Origin of the sequence: Saccharothrix ecbatanensis (genome assembly GCF_014205015.1) — a bacterium.
Taxonomy (GTDB): domain Bacteria; phylum Actinomycetota; class Actinomycetes; order Mycobacteriales; family Pseudonocardiaceae; genus Actinosynnema; species Actinosynnema ecbatanense.
On record NZ_JACHMO010000001.1, the window covers coordinates 3923341 to 3943113 of the forward strand.

At 68.6% G+C, this 19773-nt stretch carries 6 protein-coding genes; 1 reads left to right on the top strand and 5 read right to left on the bottom strand.

The window, feature by feature from the left end; genetic code table 11:
* Positions 1-111 precede the first annotated feature (111 nt).
* Both F4560_RS16370 and F4560_RS45615 read right to left on the bottom strand, forming a co-directional pair.
* Positions 112-408 (bottom strand): hypothetical protein, encoded by a 297-nt coding sequence (locus F4560_RS16370; protein ID WP_184920968.1) that lies wholly within the window; start codon positions 406-408, stop codon positions 112-114.
* Entirely contained in the window at positions 405-6671 is a 6267-nt protein-coding gene (locus F4560_RS45615) for an RHS repeat-associated core domain-containing protein (protein ID WP_184920970.1), read from the bottom strand. Before F4560_RS45615 ends, F4560_RS16370 begins: the two co-directional genes overlap by 4 nt.
* Before the next feature lie 371 nt (positions 6672-7042).
* Between F4560_RS45615 and F4560_RS46175 the strand changes: the two genes are divergently transcribed.
* The gene (locus F4560_RS46175) at positions 7043-12442 is read left to right on the top strand and encodes a LamG-like jellyroll fold domain-containing protein (RefSeq protein WP_184920972.1); all 5400 of its coding nucleotides are present in this window, start codon (positions 7043-7045) and stop codon (positions 12440-12442) included.
* A 252-nt stretch (positions 12443-12694) separates the two neighbouring features.
* Here the strand turns inward: F4560_RS46175 and F4560_RS45625 are convergent, their stop codons facing one another.
* The 3 genes from F4560_RS45625 to F4560_RS16390 form a co-directional block, all read right to left on the bottom strand.
* A complete protein-coding gene (locus tag F4560_RS45625; RefSeq protein ID WP_281391921.1) occupies positions 12695-12826 on the bottom strand; it encodes a hypothetical protein in 132 nt (43 codons plus the stop codon).
* A gap of 444 nt (positions 12827-13270) precedes the next feature.
* Positions 13271-13972 (bottom strand): hypothetical protein, encoded by a 702-nt coding sequence (locus F4560_RS16385; RefSeq protein WP_184920975.1) that lies wholly within the window; start codon positions 13970-13972, stop codon positions 13271-13273.
* A gap of 672 nt (positions 13973-14644) precedes the next feature.
* Positions 14645-19738: an NACHT domain-containing protein gene (locus F4560_RS16390; RefSeq protein ID WP_184920976.1), complete on the bottom strand. Its 5094-nt coding sequence runs from the start codon at positions 19736-19738 to the stop codon at positions 14645-14647.
* Positions 19739-19773 lie beyond the last annotated feature (35 nt).

Below are 19773 nucleotides of genomic sequence, written 5' to 3' on the forward strand. Positions count from 1 at the left end.
ACCTGACCGGCCGCTTCATCTCCGACACCACGACCACCCCCATCCGGCAGGACAAGGACCTACCGGACAACAGCCTCCCAGTCACACGAGCCATAACTAAGCGGCGACACGCTACTGGGTCGCGTCCGTGTCACTCTCGGTCTCCCCGTCGACGAACTCACCCAAACGTTTCTGGAAAGCCAGGTTCCGCGGCAACTCGTCCTTCCAAGTCTCCGAAAAGACGACTGCGGCCTTCCCCTCCGACATCGGCATCACACCGGCTGAGTTCAACACCGCGATACAACCCACCACCTCACAACCCATGTCGCGCAGCCGGGTGAGTATCACCTCCAGATTGTCGCCGTCACGTGCCCACCGGGCGACCTCGTCCAGATCGACGTCGACTCCGAAGAAGTCCTCAAGCCTCACCTGCGTCCTCCGACTCTATTGCCGTGGATGTCGTACTTGGAGCCGCCCTGCCGATAACCATTGTGCATACGCGTCCCTTCGAATACCACATACTGCACATTGTGCACGACGGCAGCCTCCGCCACGACCATCTTCACCCCTTCAGCCAGGGCACGAATCCCAGGCCCGACCTGGCCCCTGCCGAACACAGACAGATCCCGCATGACCAGTGTACGGACTCCCGCCGAGTCGACCTCAATATTGACTTTGCCGGCCACCAGAACATCTACACCGTTGAGCTTAAGGGTATTCCGATACGTACCGTCCGAGTAAAAACCTCCGGAATTAGAGCCGGAATCGGCGTTGGACGCACCACCTCCGGAACGAGGAGCAAAGCTGCCCATGCCGAAACCCGCTCCGCCGGCGGCGGCGAGCCCCTCGATGAGGGCCTCCATGTCTGCGGCGCCGCGCGCGTGGCTCACCGCAGCCTCGCCGAAGATCGCTTCGTCTTCCTGCAACCGATGGTACGTCTTCAGATCGCAGTCAGAACTCTGCGCCGCGAGGGCCTCAGAACACCTGGCGCGGAGGGCGAAGACGGTTCTCCACAGCGCGTCGTAGTCGCTGGCGATAGGTGTGTTCCCGGCCGGCTTGTTCGCAGCCAGCCCGGACTCCAGGAACGCGGGGTTGAAGTTGACACCGGGTACCCCGGGCACCCTATAGCCGTCGATCTCGCCGAAGTTCGGCAATTGCCCGGCAGGGGCGTCGCCACCGAGCATCGGGTCGTTCGACGGCGCGCCACAGCAGTTGTCGTAATCGGGCACGGCGCAGCCGGCACCGTCCGGGCCGCAGCGCAACAGTCCGGTGGGGTCGCTGTAGGTGGTGGGGTTGTTGTCGGCGTAGGCGTAGCCGGTCCACTGTTGGGGGTTCTCGAGGTCGAGGATGGGGTCGACGCTGATGAAGCGGCCGGTGACGGAGTCGTATTTGCGGGCGCCGATGTCGGTGAGGCCGGTTGTCTCGCTGACGGGTTTGTTCAGGTATCCGTGGCGGTCGGGCCAGGGCAGGCCTTCTGGTGGGTTGAGTTGGTTGCCGTAGGGGTCGAAGGTGCGGCGGCTGACGGCGAAGCCGACGGACTGGACCGCGACGGAGTTGGTTCCGTGTAGGTCGGAGATGAGGTAGGTGGGGTTGGTGCCGGCGACGCGCAGGGCGATGGTGGTGCCGTTGTGGGTGTAGTAGCGGGTGCCGGTGACGGCGCCGGTGGCGTTGTTGCGGGTCAGTTCCTGGCCGGGCAGGTAGAGGGTGGTCTTGCCGGGGTCGCGGCGGATGAGTTGGTTGCCGTCGGCGTCGTAGACGTACTTGGTGGTGCCTTCGGGTGAGGTGACGGTGTCGAGCCGGTTCTCCTTGTCCCACGTCAGCGTTTGTTGGCCGGTGGGGAGGGTGCGGCGGGTGGTGTTGCCGGACTGGTCGTAGCCGTAGGTCGACAGCGTCTGGCCCAAGGGGCCGGTGGTGGTGGCGCTGGTCAGCGAGTGCGGTCGAGGGCTGCCCTTGACGGGGTAGGCGTAGGTCGTGGTGGTGTCGCCGGTGGTGCCGGGCAGGGCGTGTTGGGTCTGGGTGGTGCGCAGGCCGCCGGGTTCGAAGGTCCAGGACGTCCAGTACGGGGTGGGGCCGCCGATGTTGGCGTGGCCTTCGGTCGTGGACGGGCTGGCGGCGCAGTTGTCGGTGGCGGTCCAGGCGTGGTCCAGGCGGCGCAGGGCGTCGTAGGAATAGCACTGGGTGCGGACGGGGGCGCGGCCCTCGGGTCCTCGGGTGTTGACCGACTTGGTGACGTTACCGGCGTGGTCGTAGGTGTAGCGGGTGGCGTCGATCTGGGGTTCTGCCAGGGCCGCGGTGAACTTGGTGCCGGCGAGTCGGCGGGTGTGCGGGTCGTAGTCGTAGGTCAGGCGGGCGCTGTTGTGCGAGGGTCCGAGGGTGAACTCGCGTGCTTCGCCGAACGGTGTGTAGAGGGCGTCGGACACGTAGACGTTGTTGCCCGAGGTGATTGTCGGTTGGCCGTGCGAGTTGTAGTTGGTGCCGACGGCCTCGCTGACCAGACCGCCGCCGCCGGGGTATTGAAGGTGGTTGAGCAGGCCGGTGGTGGTGTAGCCGTAGGAGGTGGTGTAGATGGCGTTGAGCCCGGTCTCCGCGACGGGGATTCGTGTCAGGACCTTGCCGACGAGTCCGCTGCCGTTGTACTCGGTCGGGCCCGAGTCGTACGCGCCGTCCGGGGTGTAGCGGGTGGAGTAATACGGTAGGCCGACGCCGTTGCGGGCTCCGTCGTATCGCCATTCTGCGAGCTTGGTGCCGCTGGTGGAGTCGGCGTACTCCGCGGTCTTGCGGCCGAGGGCGTCGTAGGTGAAGGCGAGTGTCTGGTCGCGCGCGTTCCTGGTGGTGAGGATCTGTCCGGCGAGGTCGTAGGTGGTGTGGGACGTGCCCGCGTCCGGGTCGGATTGACTGGTCTTGCGGCCGAGGAAGTCGTAGCTGAACGTCCACTGGTTGCCGGTGTGGTCGGTGAGTGAGGCCAGCTGTCCCAGCGGGGAGTACGCACGGGTGGTTGTCTGGAACGTGCCGCCGGTGACGGTGTCGCCGTTGATGGTCGGTGGCGTGGTGTAGTCGCGGGACTCGGTTTCACGGCCGCGGGCGTCGGCGAGGATGGTGCGGGTGACGCCGCCGTGGGGTGGGAAGACGGTCGTCCGGTCGCCGCCGTGGACGGTCCTGGTTTTCCACGTCGCGGTGGTGCCGTTGTAGGCGGTCGCCAGGGTCGCGCGTCCGGCGCCGTCGTAGTCGGTGACGGTGCGGTCGTTGACCTGCGCCGCGGCGTATCCGACCAGGGTTGTGGTGGGTGCTCCGGTCGCGGTCCACCGGTTGTAGCTGTGGCGGACCCGGCCGTGGGAGTCGTAGAAGAGGTCCTTGCCGACGGTGCCTCCGCCGACCGCGTCGGCCTGTGTCTGGCGGAGTTGGCCGAACCCGTCGAGCAGGTCGATCTTGGTCAGGTAGTTGGTGCGCCCCAGGCCGTAGTCGACGAAGGTCTTGTTGGTGACGGCGAGCGGCCCGTCGGTGCGGACGAGGTAGGAGTAGGTCACGGACGCGGGGTCCGATGGGGTCGCGTACTTGCGCTGGCCCGGTTTCCATACCGCGGTGAGTCGGCCGAGGGCGTCGTAGTCTGCGTCGGTGCGCCGGGCGCCGACGTCGATCGTGGCGGTGGGTTGGCCGCGTCCCGGGTCGAGTTCGACCGTGCTGGTCTGGTTCTTGGGGTTGGTCGTGACGGTCTTGGTGAGTACGCCGCCGTCGGCCGGGGTGTAGGCGATGCTCGTGACGCGCGCGAGCGCGTCGGGCCTGGCCTCGAGCGCGACGGTCTTGGTGAGGATTCGCCCGGCCGTGTCGTAGGTGACGGAGCCAGTTGTGGCGAAGGTGAGTACGTCGCCGGTGTTGGCGGTGGCGGTCTCCACGCGCGTGGCGTCGCCTGCGTTGACCTGGTGCAGGGCCGTCTGCTGGTCGTAGTAGGTGCGCGCGGAGCTGAGGATGGACGTCTGTGCGACACCGTCGGCAGGGCAGGCCTGTTGGGACACGGTGGCTTGCGAGACCCGGTCGCGGATCCAGGCGGTGGTGTTGTCGGCGTAGGTGGTCCTGCTGCACAGATCCGGGACGCCGTCTGCGGACCCTGTGCTGTTCGTCAGCCTGCCGATGTTGTCGTAGCGGCTGGTGGTCGTCGTGGTGCGGGTGCCGCCACCGGCCAGGTGGGTGATCGCCCTGCTGCGGGTGACGGCGACGATGTCGGCGGTCAGTGCGGGGAGTCCGGTGCGGGGACGGGTCGCGGTGGTGCCGATGACGGCGGGTTCGGCCAGGCTGGTGGAAATGCGTGCGCCGCCGTCGCCGTTGAAGGTCTCGGTTTCGAGCGCGGTGCCGGCGAACTTGTCGTGGTCGGTCAGGCTCTCACCGAGCGAGTTGATGACCGACGCGCTGCGGCGTGCGTCGCCCGGCAGTGTGTCGCCGTCCATGCCACGGAAGTAGGTGGCGCGGGTGAGTGTCTGTTTGTCGGCGACCTCACCGAAGGCGTGTCCGGGGTTTCCGGTGCGAGTCTCGACTTGGCCGTAGCCGCGGAACTGGCCGTAGGTGCGGTGTTCGGGTCGGACGAGTTCGAAGTCGTCGTAGTGCCATGCGGGTGCACCGAGGTAGGTGTAGGTGGTCACCCTGGTCGGTGACACCGCGTTGAGGTCCTGCATCTCGACTTTGTCGACCACGTACTTGTGGAAGAAGTCCAGGCTCGGTTCCTCGTTGAACGGCAACGTCCAGTACACCGGGTAGCAGCGGCGGGTGTTGTTCGCCAGGTCGCTCGGAACACTGGTATCGGTGCAGTCCTTGGCGCTGTAGGTGACCCGGATGGCGGAGCCGGTCTCGGTCTTGATCGTGGTGAGCCGTTTGTGGGCCATCGCCGACATGTTGCGGTAGCCGACGACGCGGTTGTCGTAGGCCTGGTACTCGAATGTGAGCGGTGGAAGCGCGGTCGAACTGCCGTTCTTGTGTCCGGTGCGGGTGATCGAGGTGAGCAGCAGTTCCTTGACGCTGTCGTCGACGTGTGGGAACTGTTGGGCGAGGCGGTACTCGTCGACCTTGACCGGGCCGGTGCCCTGGTTGTACTGGGTGGTGATCGTGGTCAGGCGCTTGGTGGACCAGTACGACGGCGAGTGGACGTTGCACACCGCGCCGGGCTTGCATTCCCGGTCCTGGGGCGCGTCCGGCCAGTGCTTGCCGTTGGTGGAGTTGAACTTCGCCGGGTCGCAGTCGAACGTCGCGTCGGGCTGGCAGCGCTCGGTCACATCGAACACGACCTGGTTCGGCGCCACGGCTCCGAAGACCGAGCCGCTGATGTTGCGCAGGCCGTAGTCGATGCGCTTGAGCGTGCCGCCCCGGGTATAGGCGATACCGGTGGTCTGATTGTTGGGGCCGTAGTGGTTGGTCTCGGGCGCGTAGTAGTAGGCGGCGGCGTTGCCGTGCGTGTCCTCGACGAAGTCGAGGTTCCAACGCCAGGCCTGCATGCACCACGAGGCGGCGAAGCCGCTGGGATTGTGACACTTGTCCCCGGCGCGCGGCCCGTACACCGGGACGGCCCACGCGGAGTTCGTCTGTTCCTGGCTGGTGTGGCCGGGGAGGCGGTTGCGGCCGAAGTAGTAGCTGACACCGGAGGCGTTGGTGATCTTCCAATGCTCGCCGTTGTTGACTCCGTTGGCCGCGCCCTGGACGAGTTCGATCCGTGAGCCGCTGTCGTTGGCCTCGCGCCAGGTGCCGGTGGCCTCCTCGTAGACCAGCTCGGTGGCCTGTCCTCCGAGGTTCATGGTGACGATCTGTCCGGCCCAGCACAGGTCACCGGTCTGCTGTGCCTGCGGCAGCGTCTTGTCTTCGGCGCAGGTGCGGTACGTGCGTTCGATCGAACCTGGCGAGTAGTTCCAGCCCTGGCCGATCCAGGAGGACTGGTTGTTCGTCGCCATCGTCCGACCATCCACTGTGGACGAGCTGTACGACAGCGACACACCGGGCGTGACCGGGCCGCCGGACGACACGGGCGGCAGCGTGATGGGGTACGACCAGGAGAACGATCCCCCGCTGCCCGACACCGCCCAGGTACCCGACGGCGACAACGACGAAGCCTTGAAGGTTCCGTTCGGGCTATCGCTCTCCGCGGTGGCCGCCAGCACCATCGGCTCGGCGGTCATGCCCGCTGTCACGGTCCCAGCCGTGGTGTCGTTCGTGGACGGCAGCGGTGTACGGATCTGGCACTGCGGTACGTCCGGTGTAGTGAGCGCGCACTTGGGAAGCTGCTCGAGCCTGAGACGGGCCCCGTAGTCGCCGCCGCTGGCGTTGCGGAATTCGGAGTAGTCCACACCGACCGACATCCGGCCTTCGGTGTCGTCGTCGGGGGTCACGGTGACGATCACACCGGTGACCCCGGCCGCCTGCGCGACGTCCTGGTCGACCACTTCGACGTCGACCCGACGCTCACGGTGGCCCTCGACGGCGACCGTCACCGGTAGGTCGCCCGCACGCCGCGGGGTTCCGCTCGCGGACACCGACGCGCGGCCTGCGTTCGGCCACGTCGCGTCACGTACCTCCGCAGGAGCGTTTTCAGGCTCCGGAGCGGCCTGGGGTTGCAGGGCGAGTTCGACCCGTGGGGTCAGCTTTTCCGGCTGTGTTGCCAGCAACTCGATGGTCCGCACGATGTCGGAGGTGAGTCCGGCCGCGAGCGAGACCGTCATCACCGCCGTCAGAAGCAGGGAGAGCACACGTCTGGGTCGCCCCGGACGAGATCTGGCCACAGTAGACAGACGTGTGGAATCTCCACCGAGCATTGTCAAGCCCCCCGAGAACAGGACCGCGATCGGTCACAGGCGAGCGGAACAGTAAACGATCGGAACCCTCCGGGGAAGGCTTCCCGCAGACGCCCGTACGAGGTCGTCGACCTGCATGATCGGCAGCGCGACGTTACATCCGCGAGGGTGACTCTCGCCACATGGGGTTTCACTGTTCGTAGCTGGCACGGGGTGGCTAGGGTCCGCTCCGGCCCGGTTTGGGTCCGTCGTGGAACCGTCCGGGGGGACTCGTGCGTCTTACATCTTCTGGCTTCGCCGTGCGCAGGCGACCCGCGCTACTCGCCGTGCTCATCGCCGCGGCCCTGGCCGTGCAGACCGTCGCCGGTACGGCTGTCGCGGTGGCAGAGCCGGAACCGTCTCCCACGACGGACACCCCATCATCGTCGGATGTCCGGACACCGCAGGAGAACACGGCGCTGACCGAGGCGCAGCGCACCGGACAGCCGGTACCGGTGGACGGGGAGCTCACCGAGACCAGCACGGTGCTGGCCAACCCGAACGGCACCTTGACCCTCCGGTCGCACGCTAAACCTGTGCGCACCAACAAGAACGGCGCCTGGCACGACATCGACACCGGCCTCGTGCGCGCCGCCGACGGCACCCTGTCCCCCGCCGCCACGCCGGTCGACGTGTCCTTCTCCGCGGGCGGCAGCGCCCCGTTGGTGACGATGCGGGACGGCGACAAGCAGTTCACGCTGAGCTGGCCGTCCCCACTGCCTGTTCCGGTGGTCGAGGGTTCCAGCGCGATCTACCCGGAGCTGCTGCCCGGCGTCGACCTGCGGCTCACCGCGAACAGCACCGGCTACTCCGAAGTGCTCGTGGTCAAGGACGAGCAAGCCGCGGCGAACCCCGCGTTGTCGTCGTTCACGCTGCACGCCGCCACGACAGGTCTCAACCTGACCGGCACCGGTGACGCACTCAGCGCCACCGACGACACGGGCAAGGTCGTCTTCCAGGGCTCCACGCCCATCATGTGGGACTCCTCGACGGACGAGAACCTCGGCCCCGCACCGACTCCGACCGACCCCGGCGGCGCGAAGGTGTCGCGGATCGACGTCGACACCGCCGCCGTCGACACAGGTCCGTCGACCACCGCGAAGCTCACCATCACCCCGGACAGTGAAGCGCTGCGCGGCACGGACGTGCAGTACCCCGTCTACATCGACCCGCTCATGTCACGCCACAAGGCCGCGTGGCTCGAAGTCACCAGCACGGACTGGCAGTACTGGAACGCGGACATGGACGCCCAGGTCGGTCGGTGCGGCAACTGGACCGGATGCGGCGGGAATTGGGTCGCGCGATCGTTCTTCCGGTTCGACACCACCGAACTGAAGCCCCGCAACGGAATCAAGCCGCACCTGTTCGGCGCGGTGATCTACACCATCCAGAAGCACGGCACGTCGTGCACCGCAGAACCGGTCTCACTGCACCACACGGACACGATCTGGCCGACCACCCGCTGGCCCGGTCCCACCGGCAGCGCGGTCGACACCCAGTCCTCGAGCGCGGGCGACCAGTGCGGCGGGGCCGGCTCGGTCGCGTTCAACGCCTGGTCACCGCTCGTGGACGTCATCAACGGCAGCTGGGACTACTTCCACGTCGGGCTGCGCTCACCCGACGAGGCCAACCGCCTGCAGTGGAAGACGTTCGACAACAACCCGTTCCTGGATGTCCTGTACGCCTATCCGCCCAACGTGGCCACCGGTCTGCGGGTGGGCAACGCGGTGAACTGCGGCGGCAAGATCGTCACACCCGACGCGCGTCCGACGCTGTACGCGACGGCCACCGACAACAACATCCCCGCCCTGCCGCTGGAGCTCTACTACGAGGTCTGGACCGCCGACGGCGCCACGATGAAGGCCAACACCGGCGCCTCACCGCCGACCGTCATCTCCTCCGGCAGCCAGGGCTCGTGGACAGCGAACAACAGCCTGCCGGGCGGCGACTACCGGTTCCGGGTCGCGGTGAAGAACCAGTTCCCCGGTGACTCGACCAAGAACCTGTGGGCCGGCCCGTGGTCGAACCTGTCCTACTTCACCGCCCGGCCCAACCCGATCACCGCCACCCCCGAGATCAGCAGCGCGGACTACCCGGCGGACTACTGGGGACGGCCGCAGAACCAGCCCGGCACCGTCACCTTCGACGCCAAGGGCGCCCAGAACATCGTCGGCTTCACCTACACCTTCACCGGCGCCGGCACCGAACGCGTCCCGACGACCGCCGACTGCGACTACAACCAGACCTTCGGCACCACCGGCGGCTGGGTGGCCAACACCGGCGGCAAGGCCACCATCACGCTGCCCGCGGACATCAGTCCCGGACACCACACCGTTCACGTCCGCAGCTTCGACGACGCCCACAAGCTCTCCCCCGAGTCGCAGGCCTACACCTTCTACGTCGCACCTTCCTACATCGCACCCGCGCCCACCCAGCGGATCGAAGCCGAGACCATCACCACGACCGGCACCGTCACCCGCACGGTGACCACCGATCCGATGGCGTCCGGCGGCAAGTACATCACCGCCACGACGTCGACCAGCGGTGAGCGCATCCGGCTGCCGTTCACCGTGCCCGCCACCGGCTACTACAACGTCGACGCCGGGATGATCGACAGCGCGACGGTTCCCGACAACACCGAATTCGAACTCGACGGCCAACAGGTCGGAGCCATGTTCACCCCGGCCGCGACCCAACCCGGCCGCGTGGACAAGCAGCTCGCCGGAATCCGCCTGACCGCCGGACCACACGAACTCGCGGTCAAGATCACCAAGAAGGCCGGTTCCACCGCGACGTCGTTCAAGGCAGGTATCGACTACATCGACCTGTCCCCCACCGTGAAACTCGACGCCGAAGCCCTGCCCGTCGTCTCCAGCGACAAGCCGTTCGTACACATGACGAACCTGCCGGGATGGAACAGCAGCGCCCAGCGCCGGTTCGAGGGCGACGGCGTAGGCCAGTCGTTCACGCTCAAGGTGACCGTTCCGATCGAGGCCGACTACGCCATCGGCGCGGGCATCACCAAGGCCGACCACTACGGCAACTTCAGCGTCAGCGTCGACAACACCCCCATCGGTCGAACCGACGCCACACCCGTCGACGGCTACAGCCTGACCGGGATCATCACGTTCGTCGGCCTGGGCGGCGCGCACCTGACCGCGGGCGAGCACGACATCACCTTCCGGACCATCAGCACCAATCCCGCCTCGACCCTGCTGCGGTACCGAATCGGCCTGGACCACCTGACCTTCCAACCGATCAACAACGCCACCAGCGCGAGCTTCACCGACGCCATGAACAACGACGGCATCGCCGCCGACGGCGTCACCACGGGCAACTTCGGACTCGCGGGCTACTCGCTGTCCGCGCAGACCCTCGCCGCCGCGGGACTTGCTCCCGGCCGGACCGTGGCGATCAACGGCGCCGCGTTCACCATGCCCGCAGCCAATGCCGCCACCGGCAACGACCACGTCATCGCCGTCGGCCAGACCATCCCCTTCCCCGCGGCGCAACAGGTCAAGGCCGGCGCAGTCGGCCTGCTCGCGCTCGGCACGTGCGGCACCACCAAGCCCGCCTTCGGCACGATCACCTACACCGACGGCACCACCACCAACCCGTGGTTCCCCGAAACCGGCGACTGGGTCAGCCCCATCCCGCAGAACCACACCGGCATCACCCTGCCGTACCGCAACAACCAACTCATCAGGGAACCCCAGCACCAGCCGCTGATCACACCGATCTTCGTGCCGGCCGACCCCACCCGCGTCGTCAAGTCGATCACGCTGCCCAACTACGGCAGCGACATGCTCGACCACACCTGCGACACCGAGCTGCACGTGCTGGCCATGGCACCCCGACCAGTCGACGCCGGATGGATCGGCGCCTGGGCCGCCCCGGCGGACGCCGCGGTCGTCCCGCCCGGCGGACACGGCTTCGGCGACAAGACCCTGCGCACCGTCCTGCGCCCGACGGTGACCGGCGGTCAGGTCAGGGTGAAGCTGTCCAACGCCCTCAACACCGCCCCGGTGACCATCGACGCGGCAACCGTCGCCGGCCAGATCGGCACCGACTCGGCCACCGCCGCCACCACCGCGCTCACGTTCGGCGGGAACACCGCAGTGACGCTCGCGGCGGGCGGTGAGACGTACAGCGACCCGGTCACCTTCCCCGCAGGGGGCAACGGCAACCTCGTCGTCAGCCTCCACCTGCCCAACCCGACCGCGCTCGCCCCGGTGCACGGCAACGCCACCGCACCCACCTACCTCTCCCCCCGCAACACCGTGGCCAACACCGACGGCACCCCGTTCACCACCACCCTCACCGGCAGCTACTTCATCACCGGCGTCGACGTGACCACACCCGACACCAGCCACGGCACCGTCGTCGTCCTCGGCGACCACCTCAGCGCCACCGCACCGCCCGGCAGCGCCCAACGCAACACCTGGGTCGACCACCTACCCGGCAAACTCGCCGGCGTCGGTGCCACCCTGCCCGGCGGTCTGGTCAACGCCAGCCGCGCCGGCATCCCCGACACCGCCCGCTGGCGCCTCAACGACGGCACCGGCACCACCGCCCGCGACAGCATCGGCACCAACCACGCCACACTGCGAGGCGGCGCGACCTGGAGCACAGACCACAACGGCTCCGTCAACCTCAACGGCACCAACGCCTACCTCAACACCGCCGGCAAGGTCATCGACACCACCAAGAGCTTCAGCGTCTCCGCCTGGCTCAAGACCAACTCAACCACCGGGCAGACCGCCATCACGCAGGAAGGCACCAGCTACAACGCCTTCCACCTCGGCTACGACGGCAGCCAACGACGCTGGGTCTTCACCGTCCTGTCCGCCGACAGCGCCACCATGACCGTCCACCGCGCCCACTCCGACAACCAACCCACACCCAACACCTGGACCCACCTCACCGCCACCTACGACCACACCACCGGCACCGTCCGCCTCTACGTCAACGCCAACCTCGAAGACACCATCACCGGCGTCACACCCTTCGCCGCCAACGGCACCCTCACCATCGGCCGCGGACGCCACGCCGGCAGCTACATCGACTACTTCAACGGCGCCATCGCCGACATCCGCATCCACCAACGCACCCTCAGCCCCGCCGACGTCCACCACGCCCACAGCACCAACGGCCGCGGCCCCGACACCGGCGCACCCACCGCAGCCAACGCCACCACCGACCTCCACCGCACCGCACTCGCCGCACCCAACGTCCGCACCATCCTCGTCGCCGCAGGCGCCACCGACATCCTCAACGGCGCCACCGACACCGAAACCCTCGACAACCTCACCCTGCTCGTCAAGGAAGACAACCCGAGCGCCCTCAAGCACCACCAGCGGTCCAACGGCGACGTCGTCCACGTCATCCTCACCACCGTGCCACCACTAGGCCTCGCCCCCACAGACCCACGCGAAACCCAACGCCGCAACCTCAACCAAGCCCTCCTCACCGCCAACCCCGGCGACTTCGGCGCCGACTACGTCGTCGACTACGACGCCGCCGTGCGAGACAGCACCAACCCCCACCAACTCGCAGCCCAATACCTCACCAACGGCGCACCCAACGACGCCTACCACAACCAACTCGCCCAATACCTCGCCGACGCCGTCAACGACTTCCCGCCACGAGCCGAACTCTGACCACCCGCCGATCCAGTAGAAATCCACTACACCTCGGTCGAACGGAACGACCTCGCGGATCACGGACCACGGCAGCCCGGAATTGGTCCGCGTGGCAAACCGGCCGCTCTACGCCGCGATCAGACGGTCAGGGTGGAGGGCACTACCAGGTGCTCCGGCTGCGGTGTGGTGGTGATCGGTGCGTTGGGCAGTCGGCGACATGCTCGCGCGGGTGGTCTCTCGCTGGTGTCGACGGTGGACCGCCGCAGGTTTTCAATCACGATCAAGACGGCAGGTGCCCTTGTCGGTGCGCCGGGTCAGCACGATCGCCGGGCGCAGACCCGCCACGGTGGACACGGAGAGCCGCACGGACCAGTAGCCCGTGCTGAATTTCGCCCGATACATGTGGTCCAGCACGCGCTCACGCAGCCCGGACTGCGCGGGCAGCAGCGCGTCGCGCGCATTACGGTCGGCGAATCGGCTCAGACACGGTGGCCGCGGTGCTCGACCTCGAGAACGTTGTCGCTGGTCTCACCCATGTCTGCCAACCGTAGAACGTGAACCGCGCGGTAGTTCCACAAAGACGAGGGCACGTCGACTGCCGGACAGGCCGGCGACCGGGCGTCCGCCATCACCGCAGATGGCTACTACCAGCAAGCCCGCACCGCAGGCCTTCAACGTCCGCACCTCGCTGGATCCCTATGGCTGGCAACCCCGTGGACGGCCCAGCTGTCCTCGCCGCAACAACACTCCGACGATCCGATTCAGGAAGGGCCGCGCCATCCCGGTGGCCCGCATCAACGATGCACGCGGGCCATCCGACGCAAAACGCGAGCAGGAGACGCGTAGTCAGCCCTGAAGCGGCTTCTTCAGCTCCGGTACCCGATCCGCGCCGTAGAGCGTGCCGAGCGTCGTGTCGACGAGCTGCTCCACGGTCACGCCACGCTCCCCGGCAACGGTCTCCAGCGCCTCGTCACCGGCGGCCATCAACGGCCCGAGGTCGAACCGCCAGGAGCCGTCCTCCTTGTGGAACGGCAACTCCACGCCGGCGGACTGGCCACGCGAGGTCAGGTCCGCCCGCGCCGTGTCGCCGTCCACCACCACCGTGCCCAGCTCCACGTTGTCCAGGCTGTTCTCGCTCACCAAGCCCTTCTCCACAGCGGCGGACACCAACTGCTCGGCCGACATCCCACCCAACTCGGCGGCGTCGAACTCGGCGCGCAGCACGTAGACCAGGATCGAAGCGGTGACACCGCCCTCGCGCACCTGCTGCTCAGAACCGGTGAGAGCGAGGTCGCGGGCCCCCGTGTAATAGTTCAGCATGTCCTGCGACAGCAGCGCGGCAGCCGCGACGCCGTCCTTGGCCTGGGCAGCCTCCCGGTAATCGGCAAAGGCCTTGCGGACCGCCTCCTCCTCGGCCGCGACGTCGACCGACTGCCTAGTGCCGGCGGACGTCGCCGACGAGGAAGACGTGGCGGCCGGAGTTCCGCCACCGCACGCGCCAACAAGCAGGACTGCCGCGAGAGCGAGGACGGGCATGGTTCTGTTCACGCAGCGCAGCGTACGTGGCGGAGTCGGCCGTCCAGATCCACCGCCGGCCGCCTTGCCAAATCGCGACCTGAATCCGACCTACAATCCTTGCCTGGGGTTAGTGGCACCTTGATCGTCACCCCGATTTGACCGAGCCGGGTTGCCGGGGTTCAGGCTGCTGGAGCGATCCTGGCGTGTCGGACTTCGTACTCGATCGGAGTGAGCACGCACTGCTCCCTGCGTGTGAGTCCGGATTGAGTTGCCGTCAGCGCATCGATCGTGCCGTGTCCACCTCGGCGCGCCTCTCCTCTCCGACGCCGAGGACCGTGCCCGATCCTTCGCGGCCTACCACGCTTGCCGAGTGGATCTTCGCCACCGTCCCACCGGGTAGTCCGGCGAGGGATGCCGTTCCTGTCGGGGAGTCTGCGGTTCTTGTTCTACGGTCGAGCTTCTACCCATGAACACCAGGACCCGGTGACTTCGCGGGCGTGGCAACTGGAGGTCGCCCGCAGACTCCCTCGACCAACCACCACTCGAAGTACGAAACCCGGCTCCGGTACCCGACCTCGATACTCACACTGCTGCACGAATCCTCGGCGGACTCGTCGACGAGTATGGAGTCGTCGCTTGACGAGAAGCGATGACGTTCGAGCGGCACGCGACGCGGAGCGGGCGAGGAAGATACTCGATGCCTCAACTGAGCTCGCGACGTAGTGCGACGATCATCTTCTGTGCCTCGCCACGGCAGGTGTCGCTCCAGTGGGCTAGTGCCCGGGCGGCTTTGAGCCGCACGTGGGGTGCCACCGCAGGGTCGTGTGCGATCTCCCGCACGACCACAGCAGCTCTCTCCCGACTGGTGCGGTCGCAGTCGAGCAGGGAGTCGGCGGCGCGCATGCGGGTGGCCGGGGGAAGCGCGTGGTCGAGGGCCATGGCTTCGAGGTCTGGCACCCCGGCAGCCGGGTCGAACAGCGCGATCGCCTCGAGCACCTGTAACCGGGCCAGGGGCGTGGCGCCGTCGACCAAGCCGAGTAGGACTCGGGCCATCTCGAACCTGAGGTCCGGGCGCCCCATGCCCAGTGCACGTGCTGCGTCTCGTCGGACTGTGACCGGTAGAGACGCGTCGGTCGCGATGGCCCTCAGTGCCGACGCGCCCGCGGGGCGGGCGCGGGCGCCGGAGTTCAGCAGGTCGCGCGCGGCGCGCCATCTCAGGGCCGGGCGACACGCGGGGTCGGTCGCGATCGCGTCGAGGACACGGACCCTGGCCTCGCGATCGGCCGTGGTGTGCTCGTGCAGCAGGTTCGCCGCTGTCCACCGGATCGCGGACCGAACCCGTTCATCGTCGCGGAAGGCCCGCACAGGGTCGAGGCCGTCGTGGGCGCGCAGGAGGTAACGCAGCCGCACCCGGTTCGGGTCGCCGACAGGTTCGTCATAGGCAAGGGCGCGGGTGCGGTCGACCACCGGTGTGGGCGGGGTCGACGTGATGCGCCAGATCAGGGACGCCGCCTTCACCCTGGATCGCCAGTGCTCGGCCGGGTTGGCGAGGACCTGTTCGGTGTCCGCGACGACGCGCCGCCGCCACACCCCGCCCAGCTGGGTCAAGGCGTGGCGCGCCTCGTCGGCGGCGCACCGGCCGTGGAGCAGCTCAGTCAGCAGCCGTCCTGCTTCCGGCACCAGCCGAGGGGCGAGCCTGGCCAATGCCGCAGCCGCCTCGACACGCTGGGGAGGGTTGGACTCGACGGCGTCGAGAGTGTCCCGCAGGGCGGCTTCGGCCGCTCTCGCGGCGGTGGGCTGGTCCGACTCCATGGTGGTGCCGACGCGCTCGTGCGGTGTGGCGCTGCGGTCGGCGAGCAGCATGCGGTCGAGCCTCAACCGCTCGGGGCCGGACAGGAACGAGGCAGCGCGGCGCACGAGGTCCGTGGGGGCAGCCGGATCACGAGCGAGGGCCAGCCACAGGCGCGCGACCTCGGACGGACGGGCGGACCACAGGGAATTCAGGTGGGTCAGCGCCGCCCCGCGTTCCTCGGCGGTGTGCCTCGTGCTCGTGGCGAACTCCCGGAGCAGCGCGACCGCGTCATGGGCGACCGACCGGTCGAGGCTCGCCCAGTGCGCGGCGGCCTTGGACCGGTCGCGAACCGGCTCTTGTCCGTCGTATGCGATGGCCCGGTGGAAGACGATGGCGTCGTCCCGCGCGTCGGGGTCGAGATCGGCTAGGCGGAGCCACGCCTCGGTGCGCCAAGTGAGGTCGAGCGCGTCGTCGTCGGCCAGTTCGCGAAGTTCGGCGAGCGCGCGTGCCCGCCGTTCCGGTCGCGTCTTGGCGATCAGAGTCGCCGCGATGATCCGGACGTGGTGCCGGGTCTCCTGTGGCAGCTCGGGCACGATGTCGACCCCGAGTGCGACGAGATCCTTTAGGTTGTTCTCCCACGACCACGTAGGTCGGGAGTCGTAGAGGCTCAACACGGTGTCGACCGCGCCGGGGAGTTCTTCCGGGACGGCACGGCCCAGGGCGACCGCTGCCTCACCGCGCACCTGTGCTTCCTCCGTCTCGTCGGCCACGATGGTCCGCAGTGCGGAGATCAGCTCGGAACCGATCGGGAGGCCGCGCGCTTCCACCGACTTGACCGCCTTGCACACGGTCGCGGACGATGCGTGCGGGTGCGACGCCACTTCTCGCAGCGCCTCGGTGATGAGGGCTTGTGACTCCGCGCTGGCCGAGCTGAACCCCTGGGCCACCCAGTAGAGGTCGCGAGCGGGCACGTTGCCGGAGCGGAGGATGTCGACGGTTCCGGCCGCGGCGGCTGGTTCGAACCGGCGTCCGAGGTTGACCAGGCTCCGGCAGGCGGCCAGTCGCGACTTCGAGGAGCACGTCGGGTCGCGCAGCACCGCGGTCACGGCGGCGGCTGACGACTCGGGGTCGTCGGTGTCGGACCGGTGCACCACCACCAGGTGCTGCCACGTTTCCCAGGCGAGCGCCTGGTCACGCCCCGACAACGCCCGCACTTCCTCGTCGGCCCTCACGCGCAACCCTGTACCGAGGTCGCGCAGCGTCCGCCAAGCTTCGAGGCGGGCAAGCGGGTCGGGGTGCGTGGACGCCAATTCGAGCATCTGCCCGGCCACCTCGGCATGGTGCTCAGGGCCGAGGCCGACCAGCCGCTGCGCCGCCCGGCACCGATCAACGGGGGCAGCGTCGCCGTCGAGGAGCATGTGCCGCAACGCGGTCACGGCCTCCATGCTTCCCAACCTGGCCAGTTCCGCCCACGCCTGCGTCGCAACAAACCCTGGGGCCGCGGGGTCGTTCGCCACGGCGTGCAGGGCTCGGGTGGCGTCACCATGGTGGTCGACTCCCAGACCCACCAGCTCCTTGGCCGCCCACAGGCGGTCGTAGAGGTCCGCGCCTCGCTCGACCAGCAGACCGTGCAGCAGGGGGACGGCGTGGTCGAGCGCCCCTTGTTCGAGTAGGACAGTCGCGATGAACCATCGGTTGTTCGGCGTTGTACCGGGCTCCGCGGCGATCGCGACCACGTGCTCGGCGGCGGCGAGCCGGTGCTGCAGCCCAAGTTCCGCCAGCGCGCCCGCCGAAGAGACCCGCTCTTCCGGCGGACGCCGTCGATCCGTGATCAACGTCGTCAGGCCTGCGGCGGCCTCGCCCGAGCGATGCGGTCCGAGCGAGGCCAGGCCAGTGGCGGCCTTGTAGGTTTGGCTGTTCCGCGCCAACAGCGCGTGGAAGACTTCAGCGCACCGGCCATGGAACTCGATGTCGATCTCGACCAGGCCGGTCGCCGCCTGCGCGACGTCGCCGTCGTTGTACGAGGGGTCGTCCAGGATCGCGGTCAACGCCTCGACCGCGCGGGCACGAGCCGCGCCGCCGAACCCGGCGAGCACTACGGCGGCGGCGCGCAGGTCGTCGCCGTCGGCGATTGGGTCATCGAGCACCGCGCGCAGCCCGCGCTCGGACACCTCCCGCTCGTCGCACCCGCACTCGGACAGCGCCTCGGCTGCCGACAGTCGGTGCACGACCGGCACCGTGCCGTCGTCGACGACCGAACGGAGCAGCACGAGCGCCGACTCCGACCCGGGACCGCGCAACCGGGTCGCGAGCGCGGTGGCCGCCTCCACCCGTGAACTCCACGGCGCCTCGGCGTCGTCCACCAGGTCGGCCAGCCACCGAGCCAAGCCCGGGTGGTGCGCGGCTCGGCTCGTCTGCGCCAGGATCTCCGCGGCGTCCGGCCGGGTGGTCAGGGCCCACGCGCGGACCGTGGCGAGGAACGCGTCCACGACGGGCGAGCTCGCCGGCGCGTGCGAGGCCAGCAGGCGGGCGGCCAGCAGATGCCTGTCGGCGCTCCCCCGGTGCAGGGATTCGATCAAGCCGTCGGTACGGTCGGGCCGCAGGCGGGTGTAGTGCAGCAGCACGGCGCGGGCGTGACGACCGCCCTCGCGGGGACGGGCGACGTGCACGAGTCGGCCGAAGTCAGGGTGGTCCGGATCGAAAGCCTCGGGTAACAGCCGGGCCTTCGCGGTGGCAGCGAGGTGCTCGGCGAAGCTGTGGTGCAGGAAGTGCAGGTCGTCGCCGGCCCGCCGGGTGAACGGGCCCACCGCCGCGAGGTGGGCGACAAGGTCGTCCGGGTCATTCCGCGGGACATGCTCGGCCGCCCACTCGCTGATCGCGGTCAGCAGCGGGGTGTCCACTTCGAGGCGCACCCGGCCGAGGTGTTCCAGCAGCTGGTCCGTGACCTCGTCGAACAAGCTCGCGGCAGGATGCGCGGTGCGCAGGTACTTCAGGTACGCCTCGTACAGTTCGTACTGGTTGTCCGGCAGCGGGCGGTCGCCGTACTGCTCGAAGATGATCGCCGCGATCGTCGCCAACAACGGCACGCAGACGAGTTCGTCCAAGTGCGCGCCACGGATCTGGCGCAGGAAGCGCCCGGTCCGCTCGTCGTCTGCGAACCAGTTGCCGGCGAAGCGGGCCAGTGCCTGCTCGTCGAACGGCTGCAACTCGTACCGTGCGGCGCCGACGCGCTGGAGCGGGGCCAGGGACGCGCCGTCGATCGGCCTGGTGGTGACCACGACCCGGTAGGGCGAAGTCGGTTCGGCCCACGCCGCCAGCACACCCACGAGCCGGTCGCGATCGTCGGTGTCGGCGACCTCGTCCAGGCCGTCGACCAGCAGCAGCCAGCGGCAGCCCGCGACGCGGTCGCCCAGCACTGTGGCGTCCGGCGGCGCGCCGAGCAGGGCACCGTACTCGGCGCGCGCGCTGCCCGCCAACGCCTCCGGGAACGGCAGGTCGAGCCGGGCGGCCAGTTCCCGCGCGGTCAGGCGCAGCGGTACCACCGGTTCGGCGAGCGCAGCGGTGCCACCACCGGTCCAGCGGTCGGCGACATCGGCCGCCAAACGCAGCGCCAGAGTCGACTTGCCCTGGCCTGGACCACCGGTGACCAAGACGTGGTCGTCGGTGTCGAGCGCTTCGCGGACCGTGCGAGCCGGGGGCCGGACCGTGACCCGGGTCGCCACCGCGGGCCGCGGTTCCGTCACCTGCCCCCCATCGTCCAGAAGCGGCACCGGCCGAGGTTGAGCGGGCGCCTGCTCCTCGGTGCCGGACCCGAGGTCCTGGCGGACGTGAACGGTGGCCAACGACGGGCGACGCGCACCGGGCAACCGATAGGGCAACTCCTGAGCGGCACGCACCTGGGCGCGCAGCAGGAACACCACCTCGATAGGCAGATGCGGCGCCTCGTCCCAATCCGCCGGAGGCGGCGCTGCGGACCGGTCCGCACTGGCGTAATGGACGTGCATCCCGCCGTGAAGGACCCCTACCTGCACAGCCGGCC